This is a genomic window from Rhodococcus sp. OK611 (assembly GCF_003050885.1).
Classification (GTDB): domain Bacteria; phylum Actinomycetota; class Actinomycetes; order Mycobacteriales; family Mycobacteriaceae; genus Rhodococcus_G; species Rhodococcus_G oryzae.
In genome coordinates, this window is the sequence record NZ_QAOZ01000011.1 from 182,915 (window position 1) to 205,054 (window position 22,140).

Annotated in this window: 26 protein-coding genes; 1 reads left to right on the forward strand and 25 read right to left on the reverse strand. The window is 68.4% G+C overall.

The features are described from left to right. Nucleotides 1-29: 29 nt before the first annotated feature. The 10 genes from C8K38_RS15630 to C8K38_RS15675 all read right to left on the reverse strand — a co-directional run bounded on the left by C8K38_RS15630 (nucleotide 30) and on the right by C8K38_RS15675 (nucleotide 11,656). Nucleotides 30-1,745, reverse strand: coding sequence for a hypothetical protein (locus tag C8K38_RS15630; protein ID WP_097212068.1), 1,716 nt, complete (start codon nucleotides 1,743-1,745; stop codon nucleotides 30-32). Then, the gene (locus C8K38_RS15635) at nucleotides 1,742-1,981 is read right to left on the reverse strand and encodes a hypothetical protein (protein ID WP_097212067.1); all 240 of its coding nucleotides are present in this window, start codon (nucleotides 1,979-1,981) and stop codon (nucleotides 1,742-1,744) included. Before C8K38_RS15635 ends, C8K38_RS15630 begins: the two co-directional genes overlap by 4 nt. Continuing rightward, entirely contained in the window at nucleotides 1,978-2,691 is a 714-nt protein-coding gene (locus C8K38_RS15640; RefSeq protein WP_097212066.1) for a hypothetical protein, read from the reverse strand. Before C8K38_RS15640 ends, C8K38_RS15635 begins: the two co-directional genes overlap by 4 nt. Further along, on the reverse strand, nucleotides 2,692-3,153 hold the full coding sequence (locus C8K38_RS15645; RefSeq protein ID WP_097212065.1) for a hypothetical protein: 462 nt from the start codon (nucleotides 3,151-3,153) through the stop codon (nucleotides 2,692-2,694). Between the two features lie 3 nt (nucleotides 3,154-3,156). Continuing rightward, nucleotides 3,157-3,672, reverse strand: a complete 516-nt coding sequence (locus C8K38_RS15650) for a holin (protein WP_257017493.1) — start codon at nucleotides 3,670-3,672, stop codon at nucleotides 3,157-3,159. A gap of 87 nt (nucleotides 3,673-3,759) precedes the next feature. Next, nucleotides 3,760-4,857 carry a hypothetical protein gene (locus tag C8K38_RS15655; protein ID WP_097212063.1) on the reverse strand — a complete coding sequence of 366 codons (1,098 nt, stop codon included), beginning with the start codon at nucleotides 4,855-4,857 and terminating at the stop codon, nucleotides 3,760-3,762. Then, nucleotides 4,854-5,270, reverse strand: coding sequence for a phage gene 29 protein family protein (locus C8K38_RS15660; RefSeq protein ID WP_097212062.1), 417 nt, complete (start codon nucleotides 5,268-5,270; stop codon nucleotides 4,854-4,856). The genes C8K38_RS15655 and C8K38_RS15660 overlap by 4 nt, the downstream gene beginning before the upstream one ends. Continuing rightward, a complete protein-coding gene (locus C8K38_RS15665) occupies nucleotides 5,270-6,958 on the reverse strand; it encodes a Gp37-like protein (RefSeq protein WP_097212061.1) in 1,689 nt (562 codons plus the stop codon). Before C8K38_RS15665 ends, C8K38_RS15660 begins: the two co-directional genes overlap by 1 nt. Beyond that, a complete protein-coding gene (locus C8K38_RS15670; protein WP_097212060.1) occupies nucleotides 6,955-7,878 on the reverse strand; it encodes a hypothetical protein in 924 nt (307 codons plus the stop codon). The genes C8K38_RS15665 and C8K38_RS15670 overlap by 4 nt, the downstream gene beginning before the upstream one ends. Beyond that, nucleotides 7,871-11,656 carry a phage tail tape measure protein gene (locus C8K38_RS15675; protein WP_108168833.1) on the reverse strand — a complete coding sequence of 1,262 codons (3,786 nt, stop codon included), beginning with the start codon at nucleotides 11,654-11,656 and terminating at the stop codon, nucleotides 7,871-7,873. The genes C8K38_RS15670 and C8K38_RS15675 overlap by 8 nt, the downstream gene beginning before the upstream one ends. A 216-nt stretch (nucleotides 11,657-11,872) precedes the next feature. Between C8K38_RS15675 and C8K38_RS15685 the strand changes: the two genes are divergently transcribed. Beyond that, nucleotides 11,873-12,052, forward strand: a complete 180-nt coding sequence (locus C8K38_RS15685; protein ID WP_097212057.1) for a hypothetical protein — start codon at nucleotides 11,873-11,875, stop codon at nucleotides 12,050-12,052. A gap of 17 nt (nucleotides 12,053-12,069) precedes the next feature. Here C8K38_RS15685 and C8K38_RS15690 read toward each other — a convergent pair whose 3' ends face one another. The 15 genes from C8K38_RS15690 to C8K38_RS27190 form a co-directional block, all read right to left on the reverse strand. After that, nucleotides 12,070-12,519, reverse strand: coding sequence for a hypothetical protein (locus tag C8K38_RS15690; RefSeq protein WP_097212056.1), 450 nt, complete (start codon nucleotides 12,517-12,519; stop codon nucleotides 12,070-12,072). After that, on the reverse strand, nucleotides 12,506-12,799 hold the full coding sequence (locus C8K38_RS15695) for a hypothetical protein (RefSeq protein WP_097212055.1): 294 nt from the start codon (nucleotides 12,797-12,799) through the stop codon (nucleotides 12,506-12,508). Before C8K38_RS15695 ends, C8K38_RS15690 begins: the two co-directional genes overlap by 14 nt. A gap of 75 nt (nucleotides 12,800-12,874) precedes the next feature. Next, nucleotides 12,875-13,684, reverse strand: a complete 810-nt coding sequence (locus tag C8K38_RS15700) for a hypothetical protein (RefSeq protein WP_097212054.1) — start codon at nucleotides 13,682-13,684, stop codon at nucleotides 12,875-12,877. A 45-nt stretch (nucleotides 13,685-13,729) separates the two neighbouring features. After that, complete coding sequence (locus tag C8K38_RS15705; protein ID WP_143548463.1) at nucleotides 13,730-14,128, reverse strand: hypothetical protein; 399 nt, start codon at nucleotides 14,126-14,128, stop codon at nucleotides 13,730-13,732. Then, nucleotides 14,125-14,403: a hypothetical protein gene (locus C8K38_RS15710; RefSeq protein WP_097212052.1), complete on the reverse strand. Its 279-nt coding sequence runs from the start codon at nucleotides 14,401-14,403 to the stop codon at nucleotides 14,125-14,127. Before C8K38_RS15710 ends, C8K38_RS15705 begins: the two co-directional genes overlap by 4 nt. 2 nt (nucleotides 14,404-14,405) lie before the next feature. Next, nucleotides 14,406-14,726, reverse strand: a complete 321-nt coding sequence (locus C8K38_RS15715) for a hypothetical protein (RefSeq protein ID WP_143548462.1) — start codon at nucleotides 14,724-14,726, stop codon at nucleotides 14,406-14,408. Beyond that, nucleotides 14,723-15,244, reverse strand: a complete 522-nt coding sequence (locus tag C8K38_RS15720) for a hypothetical protein (protein ID WP_097212050.1) — start codon at nucleotides 15,242-15,244, stop codon at nucleotides 14,723-14,725. The genes C8K38_RS15715 and C8K38_RS15720 overlap by 4 nt, the downstream gene beginning before the upstream one ends. Next, complete coding sequence (locus C8K38_RS27185) at nucleotides 15,241-15,693, reverse strand: hypothetical protein (protein ID WP_097212049.1); 453 nt, start codon at nucleotides 15,691-15,693, stop codon at nucleotides 15,241-15,243. Before C8K38_RS27185 ends, C8K38_RS15720 begins: the two co-directional genes overlap by 4 nt. 73 nt (nucleotides 15,694-15,766) lie before the next feature. Continuing rightward, on the reverse strand, nucleotides 15,767-17,080 hold the full coding sequence (locus C8K38_RS15730) for a phage major capsid protein (RefSeq protein ID WP_097212048.1): 1,314 nt from the start codon (nucleotides 17,078-17,080) through the stop codon (nucleotides 15,767-15,769). A 30-nt stretch (nucleotides 17,081-17,110) separates the two neighbouring features. Continuing rightward, nucleotides 17,111-17,884, reverse strand: coding sequence for an HK97 family phage prohead protease (locus C8K38_RS15735; RefSeq protein WP_097212047.1), 774 nt, complete (start codon nucleotides 17,882-17,884; stop codon nucleotides 17,111-17,113). Continuing rightward, nucleotides 17,884-19,119: a phage portal protein gene (locus tag C8K38_RS15740; RefSeq protein ID WP_097212046.1), complete on the reverse strand. Its 1,236-nt coding sequence runs from the start codon at nucleotides 19,117-19,119 to the stop codon at nucleotides 17,884-17,886. Before C8K38_RS15740 ends, C8K38_RS15735 begins: the two co-directional genes overlap by 1 nt. Beyond that, nucleotides 19,116-19,400: a hypothetical protein gene (locus C8K38_RS15745; RefSeq protein ID WP_097212045.1), complete on the reverse strand. Its 285-nt coding sequence runs from the start codon at nucleotides 19,398-19,400 to the stop codon at nucleotides 19,116-19,118. The genes C8K38_RS15740 and C8K38_RS15745 overlap by 4 nt, the downstream gene beginning before the upstream one ends. Before the next feature lie 12 nt (nucleotides 19,401-19,412). After that, nucleotides 19,413-21,152, reverse strand: coding sequence for a terminase large subunit (locus tag C8K38_RS15750; RefSeq protein WP_097212044.1), 1,740 nt, complete (start codon nucleotides 21,150-21,152; stop codon nucleotides 19,413-19,415). Then, nucleotides 21,127-21,624: a phage terminase small subunit P27 family gene (locus C8K38_RS15755; RefSeq protein ID WP_097212203.1), complete on the reverse strand. Its 498-nt coding sequence runs from the start codon at nucleotides 21,622-21,624 to the stop codon at nucleotides 21,127-21,129. The genes C8K38_RS15750 and C8K38_RS15755 overlap by 26 nt, the downstream gene beginning before the upstream one ends. A gap of 123 nt (nucleotides 21,625-21,747) precedes the next feature. Further along, nucleotides 21,748-22,092, reverse strand: coding sequence for an HNH endonuclease signature motif containing protein (locus C8K38_RS27190; RefSeq protein WP_179800564.1), 345 nt, complete (start codon nucleotides 22,090-22,092; stop codon nucleotides 21,748-21,750). Nucleotides 22,093-22,140 lie beyond the last annotated feature (48 nt).

A 22,140-nucleotide genomic window follows, 5' to 3' on the forward strand; every position in this document is an offset into this window, starting at 1 on the left:
CGACCCGCTTCCGATCCTGATCCCGGCCATCAGTAGATGTGCCCGATGAAGCCGAGCGCGTTCTTAACCCCGGACGAGAGCGCATCGAACGCGGCCTGAGTGCCGACCCATATCGTGTTCGTCTGGCCGGATGCGTTGGCGGCGCGGCCACCGATCGCGGTGGCGTTGGCTGCCTGAGCGCGGGCATCGGTGTAGTACTTGTTCGTGGTGCCTTCAGGCACCGCGTCGGTACTCCCGGGCGACGGACTGATCTCGATGTATGCCGACCCGGACCAGCGGTAGGTGCGGTTCGTGTCGAGCGCGGTGTAGATCTTCCCCGACTCGCCGGTTGCAGGGAACGCGGCGAGGTTGGCGAACTCAAGGACGTCGTCGACGAAGGACGGCAGGAACGCGGCCGGCGCCTTGCCGCTTGAGTCGAGCGGCATGTAGCCGTCGGGCTGCCCCTTCGCGCCCTTGTCCTCCTTGGCCGCCAGGGCGCTGCCAACTTCGTCGGCGAGCCCGTTGATTTCGCTCATCTCGTGCGTGTGGCCGGGCTGGGACGCGGTGTTGCCCTTGGCCAGCTTCACCTTCGCCGCGGCGGTGAGGTCGTACGTGCGGTTGGCGGAGAGGTCGCCACCGCCCTCGATGTCTCCGGTGCCGGTGACGGTGCGAGAGGTGGGCACGCCGCCGACGTTCTGCGCTTCCTCAGCGGCCAGCTCGGCGGCAATACGCGCGACGTCTGCAGCGTCGGCGGACGCGTCGGCATTCGTGGCCGAGGTCCCGGCCGCGGTCGAGAAGCCCTGCGCGGCGTTGCGCGCGGCGACCGCGGCGTCCTTGGCTCCGATGGTGTCGCCGTATGCGGCATCGACGAGCGCCTTGGTGGCGTCGATCTGGCCCTTGATCGTGTCGACTTGCCCCTTGGTGGTCGCGGCCGCTGCGGCAGATGCGCCTGCCGCGGTGGCTGACTGCGTCGAGGCCTGAGCCTGGGCGAGCGCGTCGTCAGCCTCAGCCGCCGCCTCGATCGCCCTGGCTTCCGCGGCGCTCTTCGCGGCGATCGCGGCGTCGCGCGCGGTGTCGGTCTGACCCTTTGCGGTTTCCGCTCCGCCGCGGGCCGTCTCGGCCGCAAGGCGGTCCGCGTGAGCTGCCGCGGCGTCTGTCGCGGCCTGCGCCAGTGCCGGGACTGTGACCGTACCGAGTGCTGTCGAGTCGTCCAGTCCGAACAGGAGCTTGTTCCCCTGAATCGCGACCGACGCGAGCGACTTGCCCTGAAGCCCACGGAACGCGGCGCCGTCCCCGGAGGCCGGCCACGCGCTGCCGGACCAGACGTAGAGCAGGCCGTCGCCGTTGTTGACGTACGCCGTGCCCGCGTCGGCCGGACCGAGGATGATTCCCGCGAGCTCGGCGTAGTTCGCCACGGTGCCAGCGAGGTTCACGCCCGCGCCGACGTCGCCCTTGTCGCCCTTCACGATCACCTTGTGCTCGGCGATGATGATCTCTTCGAGCTCGAAGAGGCGATGCGTGCCGGTCTCGGGGATCATCACGTCGTAGGTCTGGTACCAGCCCTCGGCGTCGATCTCGACGCGCATCGGACCGGGGTCCAGCTCCGGCGAGGTGATCGTCCCGCCGACCGAGTGCACGACGACGGGCGTCGGGGTGATGACGCCCTCGCCGTCAGATTGGACGCGGAGCGGAACGCCATAGAATGACGCCCTGACCTCGTCGGCGGTCAGCGCCGCGTCGGCGAAGTCCTCGGTGATGATGGTCATGGCGCCTCCCAGGTCTCTTCGCGGTACTCGGCCGCTTCCTTGTTCGTCAGGTCTCGCCAGTACGGGTCTTCGAGCGCCCGCGCGCGGGCCGCGGCGTTGCGTAGTGCGGCGATCAGCGGCTCTGGGTCGGCGTCGGGCACGCGCGCCTCTGCGATGAGTTCGTGCGCGTGAGCGACGATCTCGGCGTCGGTCATGGTCGAGACGTCGATGTTCCTGATCGGGGATTCTTCGGTCATGACGTCTCCGAGCTCCTTTTCTCGACGGACATGCCGTTCCAGACGCTGCCGCCCCGGCTGCCGCGACCGAACGCTGCGTTGCACCACAGCTCGGCGTAATACCCCGCGGACGGGATCGTGAACGGCACGTGGACTACCAAGGACTCTCGGCTGCTGGTGTCGGCTTCTGCGATCCGATGCGCATGCAGCGTCCCGTTCGGGGCGTAGACGCGGATCTGGATGTTGATGTAGGTCGAGCCGAGGGCGGTGTACCCCTCGGCCGTCAGCTGCAGATCTGCAACCCAGAGGCCTTTGCTGGCCAGGTAGATCGCACCGTTCGCGATCGTGGCGCCGACGATCGGGCCAATCTGGTTGTCGATCGGAATCCGGATATCGCCAGCGATCGCGTTCGAGCTGCCACCGCTCGAGTACGTGTGGCAATACCCAACGACGCCCTCGAGCTTCTGCGTCTTGTCCTGCAGGGTGGCGATGTCGGCCTGCTTCGCCTGCGCCCACTGCCCGATACCGGCGAAGTGGCCGGTGGGGTTGAAAATGCCGAGCAGCGCGTTCGTGATGTTGCCGACGAACGCGGCGATCGGGTTGGCCTTCAACTCGATGCGTCCGCGCTGCTCGGCCTTGTACTGCGCCTCGGTCTTCGACGCCCAGGCCGCGATGCCGCCGAGGCCGTTGAGGGTGCCGTCAGGTGTTCGTTCGGGAAGTGAGGACGCCATTTACAACCCCCTAGCGAATGTGAACTCATCGCCCTCGAGTGCCGCTTTGAGCTCGGGCGGTGTCGGGGGCGGGCTCTGGCCTGGTGCGTGGTTCTCGATCCACGCGAGCAGTTGGTCGATGAAGTCGATCGCGATGCGCAGGATTCCGGTGACGTAACGGAGGGCCGAGGTTGCCTGCGTCAGCTCGCCTTCGAGGGTGGTAGTTCGGTCCTCGACATCTTTCAGACGGGAGAGAATTCGGGTGTTCTCCTCGCGCATCAGCACGACGACGGACAGTGCGGTCGCCACGCTGACAGCCTCGCTCTCGGCCTCGATCTTGCCGCTCTCGGCCCGAGCCTTGTCGCCCTCGTCGTCGAGCTTGTCAGCCTCGGCCCGGGTCTTTCGTCGCATGAACAGGCCGGTTACCGCGGCGCCGAGCGCGGTGCTCGGGACCGTCGCGAGGGCGATCTCGGCGAGCCCCACGGTCTACCAGCGCCGAGCGCGGATATCGGCGCGGCGATCGGTGCCGAGCGCCACGCCTCGCATTCCCGCGAAGTTCGCGGAGACGGTGTAGACCTGGCCGTCCGAGGCCCGGACGGGAGCAATCGAGGGCAGCCCCTTCGCCCCCACGTTGCGGGCCGTCAGAGAGGTGATCACCGAGAGCAGCGCGGCGGTCGCAGCCAGCGATGCGGCCTGACCCCACTGGATCTCGGCCAGGCTGCTGCCGGTGGCCGGCAGCGCCCCGACGAAGCTGCCCGCGAACGTGCGCGCGGCCCGATCGGCCGTGTCGATGAGGAAGTTCCCGGACGTGAGTGCGGTCGCCGTCGAGATGGCCAGCAGCAGCGACACCAGCGCGGCGAGGGCAGCGGATCCGAGCACCGTTGCCCACGACACGGTGGTGATGGTGACGCCCGCGACGAAGAACAGCGCGACGTTCTGCAGGAAGGTCTTGCTGGTGCGGTCGGCCACATCGAGCCAGAACGCGCGAGTCGAGATGTTCACGAATGCTCCTTCAACGACGAGACCCCCAGCGTGTGCCAGGGGTCGGTATGAAATCTGGTATGAATTCGCGCCTTTCGGCGCGGGTGGTCAGTGCGGGTCGGGAACGACCTGGTCCGGGCCACCGACCGGGGTCAGCGCAGTGGTGCCCTCGGGCGACCAGGCGATCCGGCCGTGCTCGAACTCCTGCACCCGACCACCGCCGTCGACCTCGACCTCGTCCGAGAGCGGCCAGCCGAGAGGGCCGTTTTCGAAACCGCTGCGGTTCCAGCGCTCCCGGATCCGGCCGGTGACGACGGCGCCGGGCTGGCCGTAGCGGCGGTAGATCGCACCGCCCTCGAAGCCCTGGACGTCGCCGACCGGGCGGCCGTCGGCTCCGGTGAGCACGGCGTGTCGGCCGATCGGGTAGCCGAGTGCCCCGGCCTCCCAGAGGCGCTCGGCCCACGTTGTGAGCACGGTGCTCGGCACAGCCCACGCGCCCGTCGACGGCGACCAGTAGATCGCGCCGTTCTCGAACCGCGCGTACCGGCCGCGACCGTCCGGCGTCGACTCCTCCCCCGCGGTGATCCGCGCGCCGATCCACGCCTTCGCGATCAGGGCCTCGGCATCGATGGCGGTCGGCGCCGGGACGACGACCGGCGGGACGTAGCCCTCGACGTACTTCTCGACCGCGTCCTCGAACACGTCCCATGGGAAGTTCGGTCCGACGTCGGTGTGGTCGCCGATCCCGAGACCGTAGGTGATGCCCGAGTGGTCGATGCCGCCGGAGCGGCCGGCGCCGATCGCGTCATAGTCCTGGCCGAGCACGACCGGGTCGAGCGGGTCGTACTTCTTGGCGTCCCGGACGAACACCCATGCGGCGTGGTCGATGTCGTCGGCGAACTCGTCGAGCCACTGCTGACGGCTCATCGCTGCGCGCGACCCGACGAACACGAGGTTGATGGTCCGCGGGTTCGCGTCGCCCGCAGACCACGAGCCGTAGTCGGTGTCGACGATCCCGAGCAGGCGCCCGGCCCCGGCGAGGTAGTGGTACGAGACGCTGTTGCGCTTCATCCAGTCGTGCAGCCGTTCGGGGTCGTGGTTGCTGCCACCCTCCTCGGTGTGGAGCGCGAACCACACGATCCGCGCACCCCATCGGCTGCTGTAGTTCTGGGTCTCGCCGGTCCTGTCGATCTCTTGCACGGTCATCGGGCCTCCTCGTTTGTGGTGTGCTGCATGGCCTCCTCGGCGCGGACGGCGTCGAGGGCCTGGTCGAGTTCCGCGCGCAGCTCCTGCGGCATCTTGCGTACGAGGTCTTTCGCTTCCATGCGCGGCGGATCGGGCTCGTCGATCGGCACCCACTTGCCGGCGCCGGTCATCCAGTGCGCTTCGGTCTCCGGCAGGCGGAGCTTCTGCGTCGGCTCGGCCATGTGGCCGCAGTTGTCGCACTTGAGTCGGGCGCCGCAGTCGTGCATGTGCTTGGACACGAGCCGGTAGTAGACGAACGGCAGCATCGCCAACGCGCCCTTGAGCTCGGGCAGGCTGACGAACATCCACCAGAACATCTCTTCCGGGTCGTCGAGGTCGCAGTTCTCGCGCTGCGGAATGTCGTCGGGCTGCATCAGAACACCCCCGCTTCCTTGAGGTCAGATCGGTTCTTGTCGATGTGGCGCATGAGCCGCGCGAGCGGATCCTCTTGCAGCCGTTCGCCACCGAGCACGATCTCGTACTCGGGGAACTTGTCGGGGTCCCACTCGAGGACGGTCTTCGACACTCGCTCGACGTGGACGCGCCGGGTCAGATCGCCCGGGATCCGCGTCGCGACGCGGTCGCCCTTGTCGAAGTGCCCGACGCCGGACGCACCGATGACGTACGGCGCGGCGTTGGTGATCTCCATCGCGCCGGAGAAGATCGTCCGCGTCTCGAACGCACCGGCGCGCAGCACCATCAGCGAGTCGAGCGTGTACGCCTTCCCTGCGCTGGCGATGAAGTACTCGAAGTACCGGAAGTCGCCCGAGACCTGCGCTCGCTGGAACAGCTTTACCGCGATCCACGCGAGGACGGTGTCCTCGTAGAACGGCTTGAGCAGCGCGTCGATCGAGCCGCCGATCGAGCCGATCTGCAGGGCGTTGCCGACGATGTCGAAGATGCCCTGCGTGAGCGAGCTCATGGTCTCGTTCACGCCGGGCATCGAGTGCCCGCCCGTGACGAGCTGCACCGCGCGTGCCGGGCGCTGCTTGAAGCTCGACCGGCGGACACCCGGGCTGTCCGGCGGGTAGTAGACGTACGGCACTCGCGGGTCGGTCAGCCGCTTGCCGGGCACCCGGTAGTCGGCGACCACCGGCATGTCGGTGATCTGCTCCTCGAGGTTCTCGACGAAGTCCTCGGTGTACTGCCGCACCGTGCGGAGCAGTCCGTCGAAGAGCGTGCCGCCGTTCGAGGTTCCCGCCTCGACGCCGGACTTGTCCTCGATCCACACGACGAGCGCGCCATGCCGGACCTTCGCACCAGGCCACGGCAGCGGGTCGCCGGTGAACCAGCGCCGCCACCGCAGAGACAGCTCGGCGTCATCGAGGATCGACTGCGCTGCCTCGTGCCAGTACTTGAACCGGGAGGTGAGGATCGCCCACGGGACGCCCTTGGCCATCCACTCCATGAAGCTGGTCGGCTTCACGACGACGGTCCAGTTCGCCATGTCGTAGCCGGACCACCACGCGGAGGGATTCAGCGGGTCATCGGGGAAGGTCAGCAGCGAGGAGTTCTCGCGAACGAGGTTGATGTGCAGCGCGGTCAGGCACACCCACGGCGCCGGACCCGCCAGCCCGAACACCTTGATCGGCTGGAACGCGGCCGGCATCGGCGGCGTGGCCCACAGCAACTTCGTCTTAAGCTGCTCAAAATCGGAGAGGAACGTCGCGGTCAGCTCCGAGTATCCGAGCTCGTCGGTGTCGACCGAGACCTCTTCGAGCAAGCCGGACCATCGGTTGCCCATGTGGTCCATCGAGACGAGCACGTTGCGCTTCTCGCCGCGCTTGATGCGGCCGTACATGTCGTTGAGCCACTGGGCCTGCGGAAGCGAGAAGTCCATCTTCAGCACGCCCGGCCCGGTGTCGTTGTCCGGGTCTTCCCACCGCGCCTTGTTCTCGCATTCGACGAGGTGCGCGAGGTCGGCATTGCCGCCCGTCCACATTCGGACGAGCGGCGGGACGCGGCGCAGACGCTCGAGCTCCCGATGCGCCCGGTCGGTGGCCTCCATGATCGCCGCGCACTGCTCGGCGAGGCTCAGGTCGAAGTCGACGGCGGCGCTCAAATCAGCTCACCTCCCCACGGTTTCGGCCAGAGCCGCGGCTGATACAGCTCGGCCCGGGCGCCGCCGGACGGCGCGCTGGTGTAGCTGATCGGCAGCAGGGTCTTCGGGGTGTAGGGCGGGATCTTGTGCATGAAGAAGTTCCGGCCGCCGTTTTCGCCGAGAAGGTTCACGCCCGACCAGGATTCGAGCATCAGCCGCATCGGGTCGTAGTTGATGCGGGCACCGGCGTGCACGGACTGGATCGGGAGGAGCTCGACGACGCGGTTGCCGAACTCGCCGCCCGGCACGCGCCTGCCCTTCGGGCCGATCCACGACGGATCCGGAATGTTCCACTGCGCACGGGTCAGCGACCAGGCCTGGAACATCACCAGCGGCGACGGATTCGAGACCTCGATGAACCCAGACTCCGACGTTCCGGAGCCCTGGAAGGGCTTCATCCTGGTCCGGCCCTCCCAGAAGGGCATCCCGGCCCGGACCTTGTAGATCGGGTTCTCGTACTGCTCGTCCTCCATCGTCGGGTCGAACTCGGGATCGAAATCCGTGTCGTCGTACCGCTGGATGAACAGCCGCCGCGTGTCCCGCTTCGACTTGACCACGAGCCGAGCGAGCTGCTCATCCGGATCCCATTCGTCCGGGGTGTCTGTGATCATCTGGTCGAGCAGGCTGTCGAGCCACTCGATCCCGTTCGGGTTGTCGTCGCCGAACAGGTGCATGCCGAGCGCGAGGTCGCGCCATGCGAAGTTGCGGCCCTTGAATGTGCCGCCGCGCTGCCTCGCGGCCCGCCGCCAGTCGCCCAGGATCGGTGCGCCGTAGATGCCCTTGAGCTGACCGGCCGCCAGGATCACACCCTGGCGGCCGGCGTAGCGTCCGGAGAGGTCGAGCCTCTTCCCGTTGGCTCCGATAAGCGCGATGTCAACCATTGCCACCCCCGTACCGCAGAATGGCGATGCTCTGCCGCTCCGCCTGATCTCGTTGCCACGACGCCTGATCGGCGATCGTCTGGTTGTTGTAGTTGTTCACCACCACGCGGGGGCCGCCGCCGACACCGGCGCCGACGAGCTCGTCGACCTTGTCGATGTTCGCCTCGGCCGTCCGCCAGTGCGCGTCCTTGAGGACATGCTCGGGCTCGTTCAGGCCGTTGAAGCCGAAGGTGCCGGGCTCCCATGTGCCGCCGGTGTCGAACAGGCCGACAGACCCAAGGAAGTCCTGGGCCTGCCTGATCAGCGGGTGGATGTTGGGGTCACCCTCGACGCCGTTGCGCGGGTCAGCCGGGGCCGCCGGTGCGGTCTGCGTGGCCATCGCGGCCGACGACTGGTCGGACTTGATCGCGTAGCGGTCCGCGAGTGCGAACGCGTCTCCGAGTCCAAAGATCTCGACGAACGAGTCCGCCCAGATCCCGCCGATGTCCGAGCCCATCTGCTTCCACCGCTCGCGAGCAGAGAAGCTCTGCTGTGGCGTCGCAGGTGTGGCGGGTGAGCCCGGGGTGGCGCCGGTACTCGGTGCGGCCGATGACATTGGGTCGTCGCCCCATGTCATCGGTGGCGTGGCGTACTCGGTGACGGACGGCTGTAGTGCAGCAGCGTTGATCATCGGCAGGTACGCGTGATCGGTGAACTGTGGATCATTCGCCCCGGACGCGGGCCCGCCGTACTGGCCGTCGCCACGGCCGCCGCCCATCTCGAAGTTCACGCCGTTCGGCAGCGTGGCGGCGGTATGCCCGCCATATGGTCCACCGTTGAACCAACCGACATTCAGGCTGCCCGCGGGGCCGAGACCCGACTTGAATCCTCGGTCCGCCAGCTCGGCGCCCTCAGTGCCTGTCGCGAAACGGGATCCGAAAGGCGATCGACCCGTCGCAAAGTTCGCCACCGCAGACACTGCGCCGGAGCAGTCGCCCCAGTTGACGCCACCCCAGACGTACGGCTTCCCCTCGACACCCTTCGCGAAGTTCACCAGCTGATCCGGCGAGACGACCGCGCCACCCTCCGCGAACCGCGGCACGAGACCGGCGTCGAGACCGGCACGCATCGCGTACACGCCCCTCTGACCACCGAGCGCGGCGACATCCCCGGTGTCGAGGACATGCTCGCCGGGCATCAGCATTGCCAGGACCGAGTCCTTCCCGGGCGTGCCGCCGGTGATTGGGCCACCAGTAGCGAGCATCGGGATGTCCGGGGTGTTCAGGGTGACGGTCGGGACGTCGATATCGAGTCCAGCGATCGAGATCTTCTGCCCACCGATCACGAGCTGGAAGTTGTTCCACTTGCTGATGATCCAGTTGATCGCGCCCCGGAAGGCATCCTTGATGCCGTCCCACATTCCCGATGCGGCCGAGCTGATCCGGCCCGGCAGTCCGGTGACGAACCCGACGAGCTCGTCCCACTTGCCGACGACCCAGTCCTTGACCTCGCCTGCCTTGTCACTGATCCAGCCGAGCGCCGCGACGAAGGCATCGATCCCAGCGGACACGCCGGACCACATCGCGTCCCATCCGGCCTTGATCGCATTCCACGCGGCCGTGACGATCTGCTGCCCGAGCTCGGTCTGGGTGAAGAACCAGACGAGTCCGGCGACGAGCGCCGCGACGGCCGCGATGATCAGCCCGATCGGGTTGGCGGACAGCGCCGCATTGAACAGCCACTGCGCCGCCGTAGCTGCCGTGGTGGCCACGGTGCCCGCGACGAGCACGGCCCGCGAAGCGATGAATGCTGCACCCTGTAGGGCGAGCGCACCGACTGTGCGTGCCGATGAGGCAACCCAGGCACCTGCGGCGATTGCCGCCTGTGCGGTGGCGGTGGCCCCAGCGGCGATCCACTGGCCGACCATGATTGCCCCGTTGGCGACCGCAGCCGCGCCGGCAGCAACCCATCCGGCGACGGTGCGATACTGCGCCACCACCTGCGCGGCCGCCGATGCGACGGCCGAAGCCTGCGTCGAGATCCACACCGCGGTGAGCGTCGCACCGCTCGCGACGGCGCTCGCCGCCGATGTCACGAACCCGACCGTCATCGAGGTCAGGGCCGGGAGTAGTCCGACCGTGATGACACTGGCGACAATGCCCGCCACGACCTCATGCTCACGGAACCAATTCACTACCGAGGCAATGGCATCCGCGACCCCGCCGAGGATGCCGATGCCGGTCTGCAGGGCGGACCAGATCGCGGGCAGGACCGCAGACGCGAGGCCGCCAACGACCGCGCCGATCTGCCCCCAGAGGTCGGCGTGCTCGATGAGGAACTGTGCAGCCATGCCGATGCCGTCGGTGATCGTGCCCTGGATGGTGTTCGTCAGCACGGTGAGCGCGTGATTCGGCCCCGAGTTGATGGTGTCGCTCATCTGCTGTGACGACCCGGCGAACCCGCCCATGCGGTCCTCGGCGCCCGTGAGGGTCTCGAGGAACGCTGGGATCTGGTCGACAGACAGATCCTCGAGAGGGGTGCCGAACAGTGCGATCGCCGTGTTCGCGCGCTCGGCCGGATCCTGGATGGCGAGCAGCCCTCGCGCTGTCATCTGCAGTGCCGCCTGCGCGCCGTCACCGCCCGCTGCGACCTTGCGCGACATCTCCTCCGCGTCGAGGCCGATGGTCGCGTAGGCCTCGGTCGACGACTTCGACATGTCAGAGCCGAGGATCGTGAACTCCTTCAGGGCGTCCCCGGTCTTGTCGAGCGCGAACTTCCCCTTGTCGGCCGCGGCGACAAGGACGTTGAACGCTTCCTTGCCGTCGAACCCGAGCCCGCGGAAGTTCGTTCCGTACTCGTGGAGGATCTCCGGCAGCTCGTCGCGCATCGCGGCGGGGACCGACTGGAAACTCGACGTCATCAGGTCGAATGCCTCAGTCGAGTCCTTCGCTAGGCCGTTCGTCACCAGCAGTGACGCGGTGTTCACAGCCTCCGTCATGTCCGTCCCGAAGACGTTCGAGAACGTCAGCGCAGAGGCGGCGATCTCGTCGACGGCCTTCTCGCCCTCGAACCCCGCTGTGACGAACGAGGTTGCGACGACGCCGACCGCGTCCGCGGCCTCGTCCATTGAGCCCGCGATACCCTGCTTCCACAGCTTCCCGGCGTCGTCGCCATACTTGGCCGCCAGGTCACCCGTGGCGCCGAGCTGCGCAGCCAGCCGGGACTCGACGTCCATGTTGTCGAGTGCCTGCATGCCGATGGCGACTGCGCCGCCGATGCCGGCGGCCGCGACGGCGAAGTCCTTCAGCTCCACGCCGCCGTTCTTGACGCGGTCGCCGAAGCCGTCGAAGGCGCCCGCGAACCGCGAGACCTTGCCTCCTCCGCCGTCTGCCGCATCCGTGGCGCGCTTCTCTGCGTCGGCGAGCTTGCTCGTTGCCTGCTCGGCATCCCGCGAGGCTGCGGCCTCCTTGCGCTTCGCCGCCTCCAGGGCCTCGGTCGCGCGGGTGAACCTGGCACCCGAGGTGATGTTCTTCTCGCGCAGCTCAAGCAGCGCGGCCTCCGCGACGCGGACTCTGCCCGTGGCGTCCTTGACCTTGTCCTGAGACTTCGCGAGGTCGGTCGTCGCCTTGTCGACGGACGCCTTCGCCGAGGCAAGACCTGCGGCGATTGCGTCGCCCGCATCCTTGCCTGCTCGCTGGCCCGCCACCTTCATCGGCCCGGCGAGCTGCCCGGCCATCTGACCTTCGACGCCGCGCATCGCGGGGATGATCTGCAGCGCCGCCCAGCCGATAGTTTCCACAGACCAGCCCTCCTATGTGGTTGTGCCGAGCTCCTGGGCCCGCCGTGCTTTCGAGCGCTCGAAGGCGCCGCGCTTGGCCTCGCGGCTGCGCGCGTTCTGGCGCTTGGACATCTCCATGCGCCTGGGGTTCTTGATGCGCGGTTTGCCGCGACCGCGGCCCGCGTTGGCCTTCTGCTCCCAGAGGTCAGCAAGAAGGTGGTCGGTGATCGACCAGGGATGACGCCCGCCGTTGTCGTCGATCGCGAGGGCGGAGTCGGCCGGCAGGTGCCGGATCAGGACGTACAGCAGGCGCAGAGTCAGTTGCGATGGCCCGCCGCCGGGACGCCACAGATCACGAAGGTCGACCCGATGGAAGCGGCGCAGGTCCGCCTCGATCGGGTCACCCTTCGTCTGTAGCAGCTCGAGCAGGCCGACTATTTTCCCGCGGAGCCGAGGCCCGTCGCCTTACTGAAGAGCTCCATCACCTCGGATGCCGCTTCGATCGGGGTCTTCCCATCTGCCTGCGCGCGGGTGGTGAACCACAGGAACCGGCGGTCACCGAGCAGGCCCTTGACCATCATCAGCAGGTTCTTCTGGATCGCGCCGACCTGCCAGTCCCACGAGTTGAGGAGTTCCGACTGCTCGATCCGGATCTCCTCATCCCACAGAGTCAGGACGATGGTCGCGGTTCCGGGCGCCTCCGCGACGCGCGCGGCCTGTTTCGCGAGATGGTCCTGCGGCTCAGGGGCGTTCGTGGGGATCACGGCCTTGCCCTTGCGGCCCTTCTTGCGGCGCGCGGCTCGGTTCGGCTCGACCTCGGGAGCGGTCTCGGGGGAATCCGTGTCGGTGTCGTCGAACGAGTCGAAGTCGTCATCGGCGGGCATGTGCAGCTCCTTGGGTCTTGCGCCAGACATCGGGCGCGATTGCTGCCGCCACGAGCGCGGCGGCATGTTCGGGGAGGCCCGCGTCGAGCAGGCCGGTGTGCGCGGCGGCGATCGATGCGGCGAAGTCGGCGGTCGAGACTTCGGACGCCCGCTCCGCGTCGTCGATTTGCGGTGCGAGCTGGCACGCCTTCGCGACCTTGGCGCGCTCTCGCGGCGTGACCGCGGGCATGCCGAGTCGCTCGGCCGTGGCGTTGATCTCGGCGTCGCTGGGTACGCGCATGGGTTACTCCTTGTGCAGCTGGTGCAGCGATGGAACCGGCCGCCCGCGGGCTGCACTCCGCGGGCGGCCGGGGTCTTACGCCGGGGCGACCGAGAAGGTGCCGCCGGTCAGGCCGGTGCCGGAACCGGTCAGGGCGCCGTTGCCGGTGAGCAGGACCGTGTACGGGCCACCGGCCGAGCCGGTGACGGTCGCGGTCTCGACCGTGGACAGCGCCTCGAGCGCCGACTTCACCGCAGAGGTCGCGGCGTTGTAGACGATGTTGGCGGTCGTCTGCCCGCCGACGGTGAGGGTAAAGTTGCCCGCCGTCGGAGCCCCGAGGGTGACGGTCCACTCGGTCGGTCCGTCCACGGACTCGACGCGAATGAACACGTCGCCGTTCGGGTCGTTGGCGTGGTGGCAGGTCATCTCGTACGACTCCTGCCCGGCCTCGGTCTTGCCGCTGTGCGAGGACAGCTCGAACAGCGCGGGGCGCGGCGTGACGAGAATGTCGACGTAGCCCTCGTCCTCGAATCGGTAGAGCACGAAGAACCGCAGGCCCTTTGGCGCACCGATGCGGTTCGGTCCCGAGCCGGGCAGCACGAACTTGCGGGTGACCGCGTTGTCCTCGAACGCGGTGAACCCGGTCGTGACGGAGCCGCGGCGTGCCTTGGACCGGTAGCGCGGGTGACCGAATCCGTCGAAGTGGACGATCTCGAGCTCCGGCGTGATCGGCACGCCTGCGTCGGCGTCCTGCAGGCCGACGAAGAGCCACTTGGGGTCGATCGGGTCGTCGACGGAGTCGGGGACGAAGGGCGTGATGTCGCCGTTGGGGACGTCGGCCGCGGGGATGACGTAGGTCTCGGCCCCGTCCCAGATCCGCGTGGCGTCAGCATTGACTGTAGCCATGAAAAAGCACCCCTCTCAAAGGGTTTGGGGTCACAACGTGACCGCTCAGAAGTTGGTTGTTCGGACGGTGGCGTTGACGGTGAAGCTCGCCATGGTGCCGCCGTTATTGGGGTCTCTCGCGTCGATCAGTGCCGTCCCGGGAGAGACCTTCACCCCGGGCACCCGCAGCGCGAGCAGCCAGCCCATGCACATGCCCGCGAGATCCCGCGCGTGCGTCCGGCCGTCGGCCCACACCGTGACGCGGATTTGCGGCTTCGTCGCCACCGGCCACCGCTGCGGACCGCCGTCGTCGAACACGACTACCGCGGGCCGACTCTTCGGCGTCCAGTCCGGCGGCAGGCTGAGCCCGGCCGTCGCACTGGGCGCGGGCAGTGTGGCGATGCGCCCGATCAGGAAGTCCTTGATCGGCACCGCGGCGTCCCTTGGCTTCCGGGGCGCCTTCACTTCGACGTCACCGTGAGCCCGACCGCGGCCGCGGCCTTCGTCAGCGCGCCATCGCTGGCCTGCATCGCGATGCCGTGCCGATCCGCGATGACCACCGCGGCGGCGCCGCGGTCGGTCGTGTACGGATCGACCCGGACCACGACGTCCGAGCCGACCTGAACCCGAACCGCGGCGCCGACCTGCTCGGCGACTCCGGTCACCTTGCTCGCGACCTCGTCCGACTTGAGGATCTTGCCGACGCCTGCGCGGTTGAGCCGGAATGGTTTCTGCGCCATGCCTACCCCCTCCCCAGGGACGCCAGGGCGACGAGACCGCCGCGCCGAGTTCTCGGCGACTTCCAGTCGAGAACGCGCACCGCAAATCGGTCGCCGCGCACTTTCAGCTCGTCCCCGTTGCGGACGTCAGCGCCGCGGCGCAGGTAGACCGTGAACTCGATCTGCTCGCCGTCGCGGCCGAGGCCGGCCAGCTCCTCAGAGAGGCCCGGCTCGATGCCGAGCGTGCGGATCTCCACCGAGGACTCGGTGGACGGCAGCGGGTCGTTGTTCGAGTCCCAGCCTCCGGGCATGGTGCGGATCCGGATCACCTTCTCCGCCATCACGCCCCCCAGCCGAGCCGGTAGCGATTCAGGATCGCGAGCTGGTGCGGCTGCAGTTGCGCAACGGAGAACTCGAACGGGCCAACCTTCTCGGCTGACCCGGCCGCGCCATCGTCAATCTGTGCCGCGGCGCTCGCGAGGATGAGCCGCTTGATCTCGGCAGGCGCTGCGTCGTAGCCATGTGCGAGCGTGACCTCGACGCCGCGCCATCGGTCGGTCCAGCCGGACCGCTTGCGCAGCATGCCCTTCTCGGACCACTCGTACGCCGCGGCGTCGAGCGCGACACCGGACTCGGTGACGCCAGCGATACTGGCGACCTGCATCGTGGGCAACAGCAACACCGAGAGCCCTGATCCGTCGAGGGTCAGGGTCTCGGTGCGCTGTGGCGCGATGTGCCATCCGCAGTAGCCGCGGACCTCTGAGATTGCCGCCGCGAGGCTGAGCTCGTCGATTCCGTCCTCAGCCTGGAACGCGGCCAGCTCCTCGGGGGTGACGATCTCAGGCTCGGGCGGCGCGGTCACTTCGGCGCCGCCTTGTTCGCAGGCGTCTTCGCCTTGTTCGCGGCCGCGGCAGCCTTCTCGGCCTCAGCCTGGGCGGCAGCCTTCTCGGCCTCAGCCTGGGCGGCAGCCTTCTCGGCCTCAGCCTGGGCGGCAGCCTTCTCGGCCTCAGCCTGGGCGGCAGCCTTCTCGGCCTCAGCCTGGGCGGCAGCCTTCTCGGCCTCAGCCTGGGCGGCAGCCTTCTCGGCCTCAGCCTGGGCGGCAGCCTTCTCGGCCTCAGCCTGGGCGGCCGCCGCTCGCGCCGCTTCGGCCTGCTCGGCGGCCAGACGCTCGGCCTCGGCCTCGGCCGCCGCTCGCTCGCGAGCCTCGACCGTGTCCGCCGCAGTGAGGCCGCGTGCCTTCGCGTCCTCGGCGCTGAGCTGGATCGTGGCCGGCCAGCCATTGATCTCGGTTGCGTAGATCTTGAGTCCCACTGGTGATCTCCTCCGTGAACGACCGCGACCCGGTGCACCGCGCACCGGGTCGCGGTCAATCGGTCAGCTCAGGTCAGGCCGCGATGTCGACCTTGACAAAGGCGGTCGGGCGGGTGACGGCCATCGCGAGGCGCTCCTCGGCGAGGATCGCGACCATGTTCCGGATGAAGAAGTCCGCGTGCGAGTCGGTCACGGTGACCGTGGTCTGCTCGCGGTCCCAGATGACGGCCTTCGAGAAGTCCCCGAGCAGCGCCTCGCCTGCGGCCTGGTTCTCGGACTCGATGACCGGCAGGCTCCAGACGGTGCGCTGACCGAGGGTCTGCGGGCCGCCGTAGCGGTAGGCGCCGTTCAGATCCTTCGCGAGGTCGATCGCCTCGGCATCGGTCGGGTTGACCACGATCGCGGTCGGGTTCACCCGGCCGACGGTGCGCGCCTTGGTGATGCCCTTGCGCACCGACTCGAAGAGGTCGGTCGAGAACGCCTGCGTCTGCACGCCGGACCACTGGTTGATACCGGTGAAGTTCTCGCCGGTGCCGTTGCCGTTGAGGATCTGCGCCTCCTCGGCCTCGGCGATGTCGAGGCGGAGCTCGTCGTTGATCAGTCCCTCGAGCGCGGCGACGTCGGCCAGGGCCCGCTTGGTGGCTGGCACCCACTCGGCGATCGTCTTGACGTTGGCGACCTTGCGCTCGTACGCCCAGGCGCCCTCGGGCTTGTAGCCGCCGTTGGCGTTGAGCACGAGCGGGTTCGGCCCGGTCGCGGGAGCGGTCGGGGCGGCGGAGCTGGTCGCCTCGGCGACGACCGCAGCGGCATTGGTGTGCGAGGTCTGCGCCACGTACTCGACGGCATCGGAGCCGGTGCGCCGCACCGAGACGAGATCGCGGATCGTCAGCGCCTTGCGGCCGATCGATTCCACGATGCCGGACTGCTCGTTGACGACGAACGCACCGGCGCTGGTGTCGGTGCCGCCGACGAAAAGGCCCTTCACTGCGACCGGGTCGGTGTGGATGCGGGCGCCCTCGGAGACGCGGCCGCCCTTGAACGGCGCCATCGCGTCCTTGAACGCCTGCGAGTCGACGACCTGCAGGCCGAGGGACTTCACGCGCTCGCGGATCGGCTGGTTGCCCTGGGCATCGAGGTCATCGACGGCGGGGGTGCCGATCTCCGCGGCGAGGCTCTTCGCCTCGTCGAGGATCTCGAGGTCCCGCTTGCCGACCTTGATCTGTTCGAGCAGATCGCGGGCCTTCTGCATCTCGGCGTTGTAGTCGGCGAGCACCTGCTCGGCCCATTCGCTCGGGCTGCCGTCCTGCTTCTCGGCGATCGCGCGGGCGTCGGTGGTGGCCTTCAGTGCAGCGGTCTGCAGGTCGGCCAGCTTCGTCTTGGTCATCATGATGATGAGTTCCTTTCTCGGAGGGGTGGTTTACGCGCTCAGCTCGATTTCCAGGGCGAGCGCATCCAGCACTGCCGAGGGATCGACGGACGGGATGGGGCTGGCCTCGTCGACGGCGGGATCAGCGCCGTCCTTCCGAGACGGACCCGTACCGCTGGCCTTCTCCTCGTCGCTGTCGAGGACGGATAGCACGCGACCGAGCGCTTCGTGCGCGGTGCGGAGCTCGCCCTCGTTCTTGGCCGAGATCACTCGGCCGGCCTTGAGGTCCGTGGCGACTCGTTCCGCCACGGTGGGAATCGACTTCACGTCGAGGATCGAGGTCTCCTGGTTGGCACCGATCGGCACCACGGACACCTCGTACAGCTTGAGTTCGCGGAGTGCGTAGAACTCCTCGGACTCGTCGCTGCCGTCCTTCTTGCGCTTCTCGTACCCGCCTTCGAGGACGTCGTACGCGAAGGACATCTGATTGACCCGGCGGCCCTTGAGCAGTCGGTAGACCTGGGCGGCCTTCGGTGATTCGAGGTCGAGTCGGACGTGGACCTTGAGTCCGGTCTCGTCCTCCTCGGCCGCGAGCACTTCGCCGATGTTGTAGTCGGGGTCAGTCATGTTGTGCCCGAACAGGGCGGGGATCGGGTCACCCTTGGCTGCCCAGCGCTCGAGGTCGGCGGCGAAGGCGCCCGGCATGACCACGTCGCCGTAGCTGTCGACGTTGCCGAACACGCTGGCGTAGCCGATGAATTCGCCCTCAGCGAGGCCGTCGTCAGGCCCGGCCTTGATCTTGGCGAATGCGTTCTTGGTGAGCATCAGCCCTCCTCGGAAGCGGGGTCGTCTCCCGGTGCCGCCGGGATCGGTTTGTCGTCACCGTTTTGGGTGACGTTCAGCGGGCGAATCAGGACGTCGCCGCGCTCGATCGGCGGGCGGTTGTCCATCGCACGGGCCTCGTTGACAGTCAGGAACGGGCCGCCGACGGCGCGCTGCATCGAGTCGGACCGGGTCTCGAACGAGCCGGTGAGCTTCTCGGCGAGGTTGAACTCGACGTATACGCGGTCGCTGTCCGGCAGGTCTGGGATCAGCTGCAGCGCGAGCTCGTCGGCGATCATCGTCAGCCAGGGCCCGAGCGTGTCCTGGTACAGCATCTTGTGCTGTTCGGTGATGTTCGAGAACGTCGCGTTGTCGAGCAGGCCGACCATCGGCGGCGGGATGAAGTACGCCGCCGCGACCTCTTCGCGGGTGAGCTTGCGGGCCTCGATGTACTGCAGCTGCTCCGAGGTCTGCGAGACACCGGTGAACGTCATTCCATCCTCGAGGATCGGCGTGCCGCCGGTCGCCGGACCGTCGCCGGTGTACTGCGCCCGCCAGTGCTCGCGGAACCGATCACGCGCCTCGGGCTCCCACTTGCCCGCTTCCTTCGGTCGCTGCAGGTAGCCGGACATCCGGGCGCCGTTGCGCAGCGTCTGCTCGCGCGAGCGGCTCGAATGCCACTCCTCGGCGAGGATCTGGCGCAGCGACTCGATCGGCGAGGTGCCGAAATCGTTGGCCGGCGCGTAGCCGCGGAAGTACACCATGCTCTCCGCGAGCACCTCGCGGGTTCCCTTACTGCCCTTGACCTCGAACACCGACGGAGTCAGCCAGTCATCGCCCTTCGGCGTGACCATCGACGGCGGCAGCCGGACGAGTCCGAGGCCACTGGACGTCTTGACCTTCTGCCAGTGGGCGCGGTCGTAGATCCCGAGATCATGCACGAGGCTGTCCATCAGCCTGTACCGCGTCGTCCACGGGTTCGGCTTGCCGATGAGCAACGGCAGCGCGTGGTCGATCAGCCGCTGCCGGTCGGTGTCGCCGACGCGCCGGAACGCGTGCAGGCCGAGCTGCGCGATGTTCCGAGCGAGGAAGGTGACCGAGGTGCGCACCGCGGGCTGCTTGCGCCAGATCTCCTCGTGCGCCATCGACAGTGAGTCGCTGATCTGCAGGCGCGGCATTCCGGGGAGGTCGGGCCGAGACAGTCCGCGGACCGCGCCGTCGGAGATGACGAAGCTCATCGCTCACCCCCAGCGGCCTGGACATAGTCGACATTCACGCGCTCGATCCAGATCTCGCCGTCGGCGGGCGTCGGGCGCGAAGCGTCGCGGTCGTGCACCGCTGCGTCGGCGACCACAATCCACGCACCGGCAGACCGGATGATCACGCCCGACACCGCGTTGCCCGTCTTTAGCGAGACGAGTACGCGGGATCGGACCCGGAGGCGGCGCGAGTGTATGCACACCCCCGCCGCAGCGGCCGCGACGAGCAGCACGACGACAGCAATCGCGACAGCGATCATGGGAACCCTCCGTCAGACGACCATCAGGTCGTGGTCGTTGTAGGCGCTCTCGGTCTGACCTTCGCCGCCAGTGGCTCGGCCGAGCGCGTTGATCAGCGCAGCGACGCCGTCGATCTTGTCGGCGGCGTTCGCCTTGTCTGGCTTGACGTTCTCGGCCGCGTCCATCGCGATCGCGAGGTTGTCGACCATCCAGCGCAGCACCGGGTGCCCGCCGTGCCGCATCATCGGCGCTTCCTCGGTGCCGAGCAGCACGAGCCGCTGCAGCTCCTTGGTCGGCGCCGACAGCGACGCGAAGCCCTGGCCCATCTGAACCATCGGGACCTCTTCGGCGACGAGGTTGTTCACGAGCTGCGACGCATTCCAGCGGTCGTATGCCACTTCCTGGACGGCGAACTTCTTCTTGTCGGCCAGCACCACGGACTCGATGTAGTCGTAGTCCATGACGTTGCCGGGGGTCGCGGTCAGGAATCCCTTCCGCACCCAGACGCTCGCCTCGCCCGCGGTCCGCTTGTCCAGTGCCTCGACGTTCTCCTCCGGCGTCCACAGCCGCCACAGCGCGTCATACCCGCCGCGCTCGGTGTCCGGGAACAGCCAGCACAACGCCGTGATGTCCGAGACCGACGCGAGGTCGAGGCCGCCGAAGCATGCCCGGCCCGCGAGCCGCGCCTCGTCGATGATCGACGCATTGCGATCCCATGCCACAAGGTCGATGTACTTCTCGGACTGCTTCGTTCGCTGGCCCAGGTGCAGGCGCAGGTACGAGGCGAGATCTGCGGGCGAGTTCCGCGCCTTCGTCGCCGCGTCGCGTAGGTACGAGCGCGTCGGCGAGACGCCGTATCCCGGGTTCGCTGCGCGCTGCGCCTCCTCGCTGAACGGGTCCACGTCGGCCGGAGCCGCGAACACGACGCCGTAGGTCGAAGGGTCGGCCAGCGCGCCGCGTGCCAGCTGCTCGACCATCGTGCGTTTGCGGTCGTACGGCGTGTGCCGCTTGCCGGCGTCGGCAGTGGTGATGAACACGAGCAGCGGCTGAGACCGCGAGCCGGTGCCGGTCTCGATCGCCTCGACGAGGTCGTAGGTCTTGTGCAGGTGCAGCTCGTCGACGATCCCGCCGTGCAGGTCGGCGCCGTGCTGCGCATCGCCCGCGGAGGCGACGGCCTGGAAGTAGCTGCCCGACTTCGGGTGCACGATCTTCGACGCGAGCGTCTTGACGTACGGCCGCAGCGCGGGCGACTTCTCGCAGATGAGCTTGATCGGGTCGAAGACGAACCCGGCCTGTTCCTTCCGCGTCGCCGCGGCGATCACCTGCGCGCCGGCCTCTCCGTCGGCGCAGGTGAGGTACACGCCGATGCCACCGGCGAGCGTGCTCTTGCCGTTCTTGCGCGGCAGGTCAACGTACGCGGTGCGGATGATCCGCACGTACGCCTGCACGTCCTCGTCGAACCGGACCCACCCGAACACCGGCGCGAGGATGTACGCGATCTGCCACGGATCCGGATTCAGCGGCTTGCCCGCGAGGCGGCCCTTCGTGTGCCGCAGCAGCTTGAACACCTTCAGCACCGCGTCGACCCGGCTCGGATCGAACCGGGCGCCGGGCTCCTCGCGTGGCTCGGGCGTCTTGATCAGCGGCGGGCAGTCCGGCAGCGGAATGCCGCGCGTCGCGAGGTAGTACCCAACCTCGGGCGAGATCTTCAGCCGATCGAGCTCGGCCGCGTCGTACAGCTCGAGCTCAGGCGAACGGGTTGCCTTCGTCATCGGGTGTCCCCTCGACGGCGCCGAACGCCGCCGAGAGCTTGCCCTCGGAGGACGGCGTCAGGCCGAACTCGGCGGCCCACGCGCGGAGCTGCTGGGATGCGCGCTCGGCGACCGCCATGGCGGGATTCTTTGTCTTCCATATCGACTCGGTCCCGTCCTTCCGAATCGAACGGTTCTCGACGACGATCCCGTCGCGCCGAACCTGGCGGATCGCGTCGACGTAGGTCGCCCAGGTCTCGCAGTACGCGGACAGTGACGCGCGGTCCTCTTCCTTCGTCAGGTCCAGCCGGGACAGGCCCGGGACGACGCGCTTCCACTCGGCCTTCGCTTCACGGCAGAGCCAGGTCGGCGGCTTCGGAGGGATGCGGCGGAAGTCCGGCGGCGGGGTGACCTTCCGGCCTCCTGAGTCGCGGCCCTCACTGCGACCGCCGAGCAGCTTGAGCGCGGGCGGAGCGGCTGCGGGACCGGGCATGATGCCCCCCTTCGTGGGGATACCCCCCATGAGCGCGAACCTGAGCGCGAAAAAGTCGAGTTACCGCGCCGGTGTCCCGGCCTGGGGCGCCAGCGATTTCGACCCCCCTACCCCGGGGATGGACTAGAACGGGCAGTCGTCGGCGGAATCTGGCCCACCGCGCGCCTCGGCCTGCGTCTTGCCCTCGTGGTGCGGCCTGCACAGGCTCTGCAGGTTGGTCGGGTCGTACCTCTCGCCGCCGTCCGCCAGGTTCACGACGTGGTCGACCTCGACGGCCGCGCGTCGGCACCCGGGCCACTGGCAGAACGGATGGGCCGCGAGCTGGTCCCCTCGCAGCGTCCGCCATCGCCGCGTGCTGCCACCGGTCCAGCTCGATCCCTGCCAGGCCGGGCGGCACTGCGGGCACCCTCGGGGGTTGCTGTGCGCCCGGCGACACTTCGGACATGCCCGAGGCGGGGCGCTGGGCATCAGTGTGACCGGCCGATGAACATGCGGGCGATAGCGACGAACAGCCAG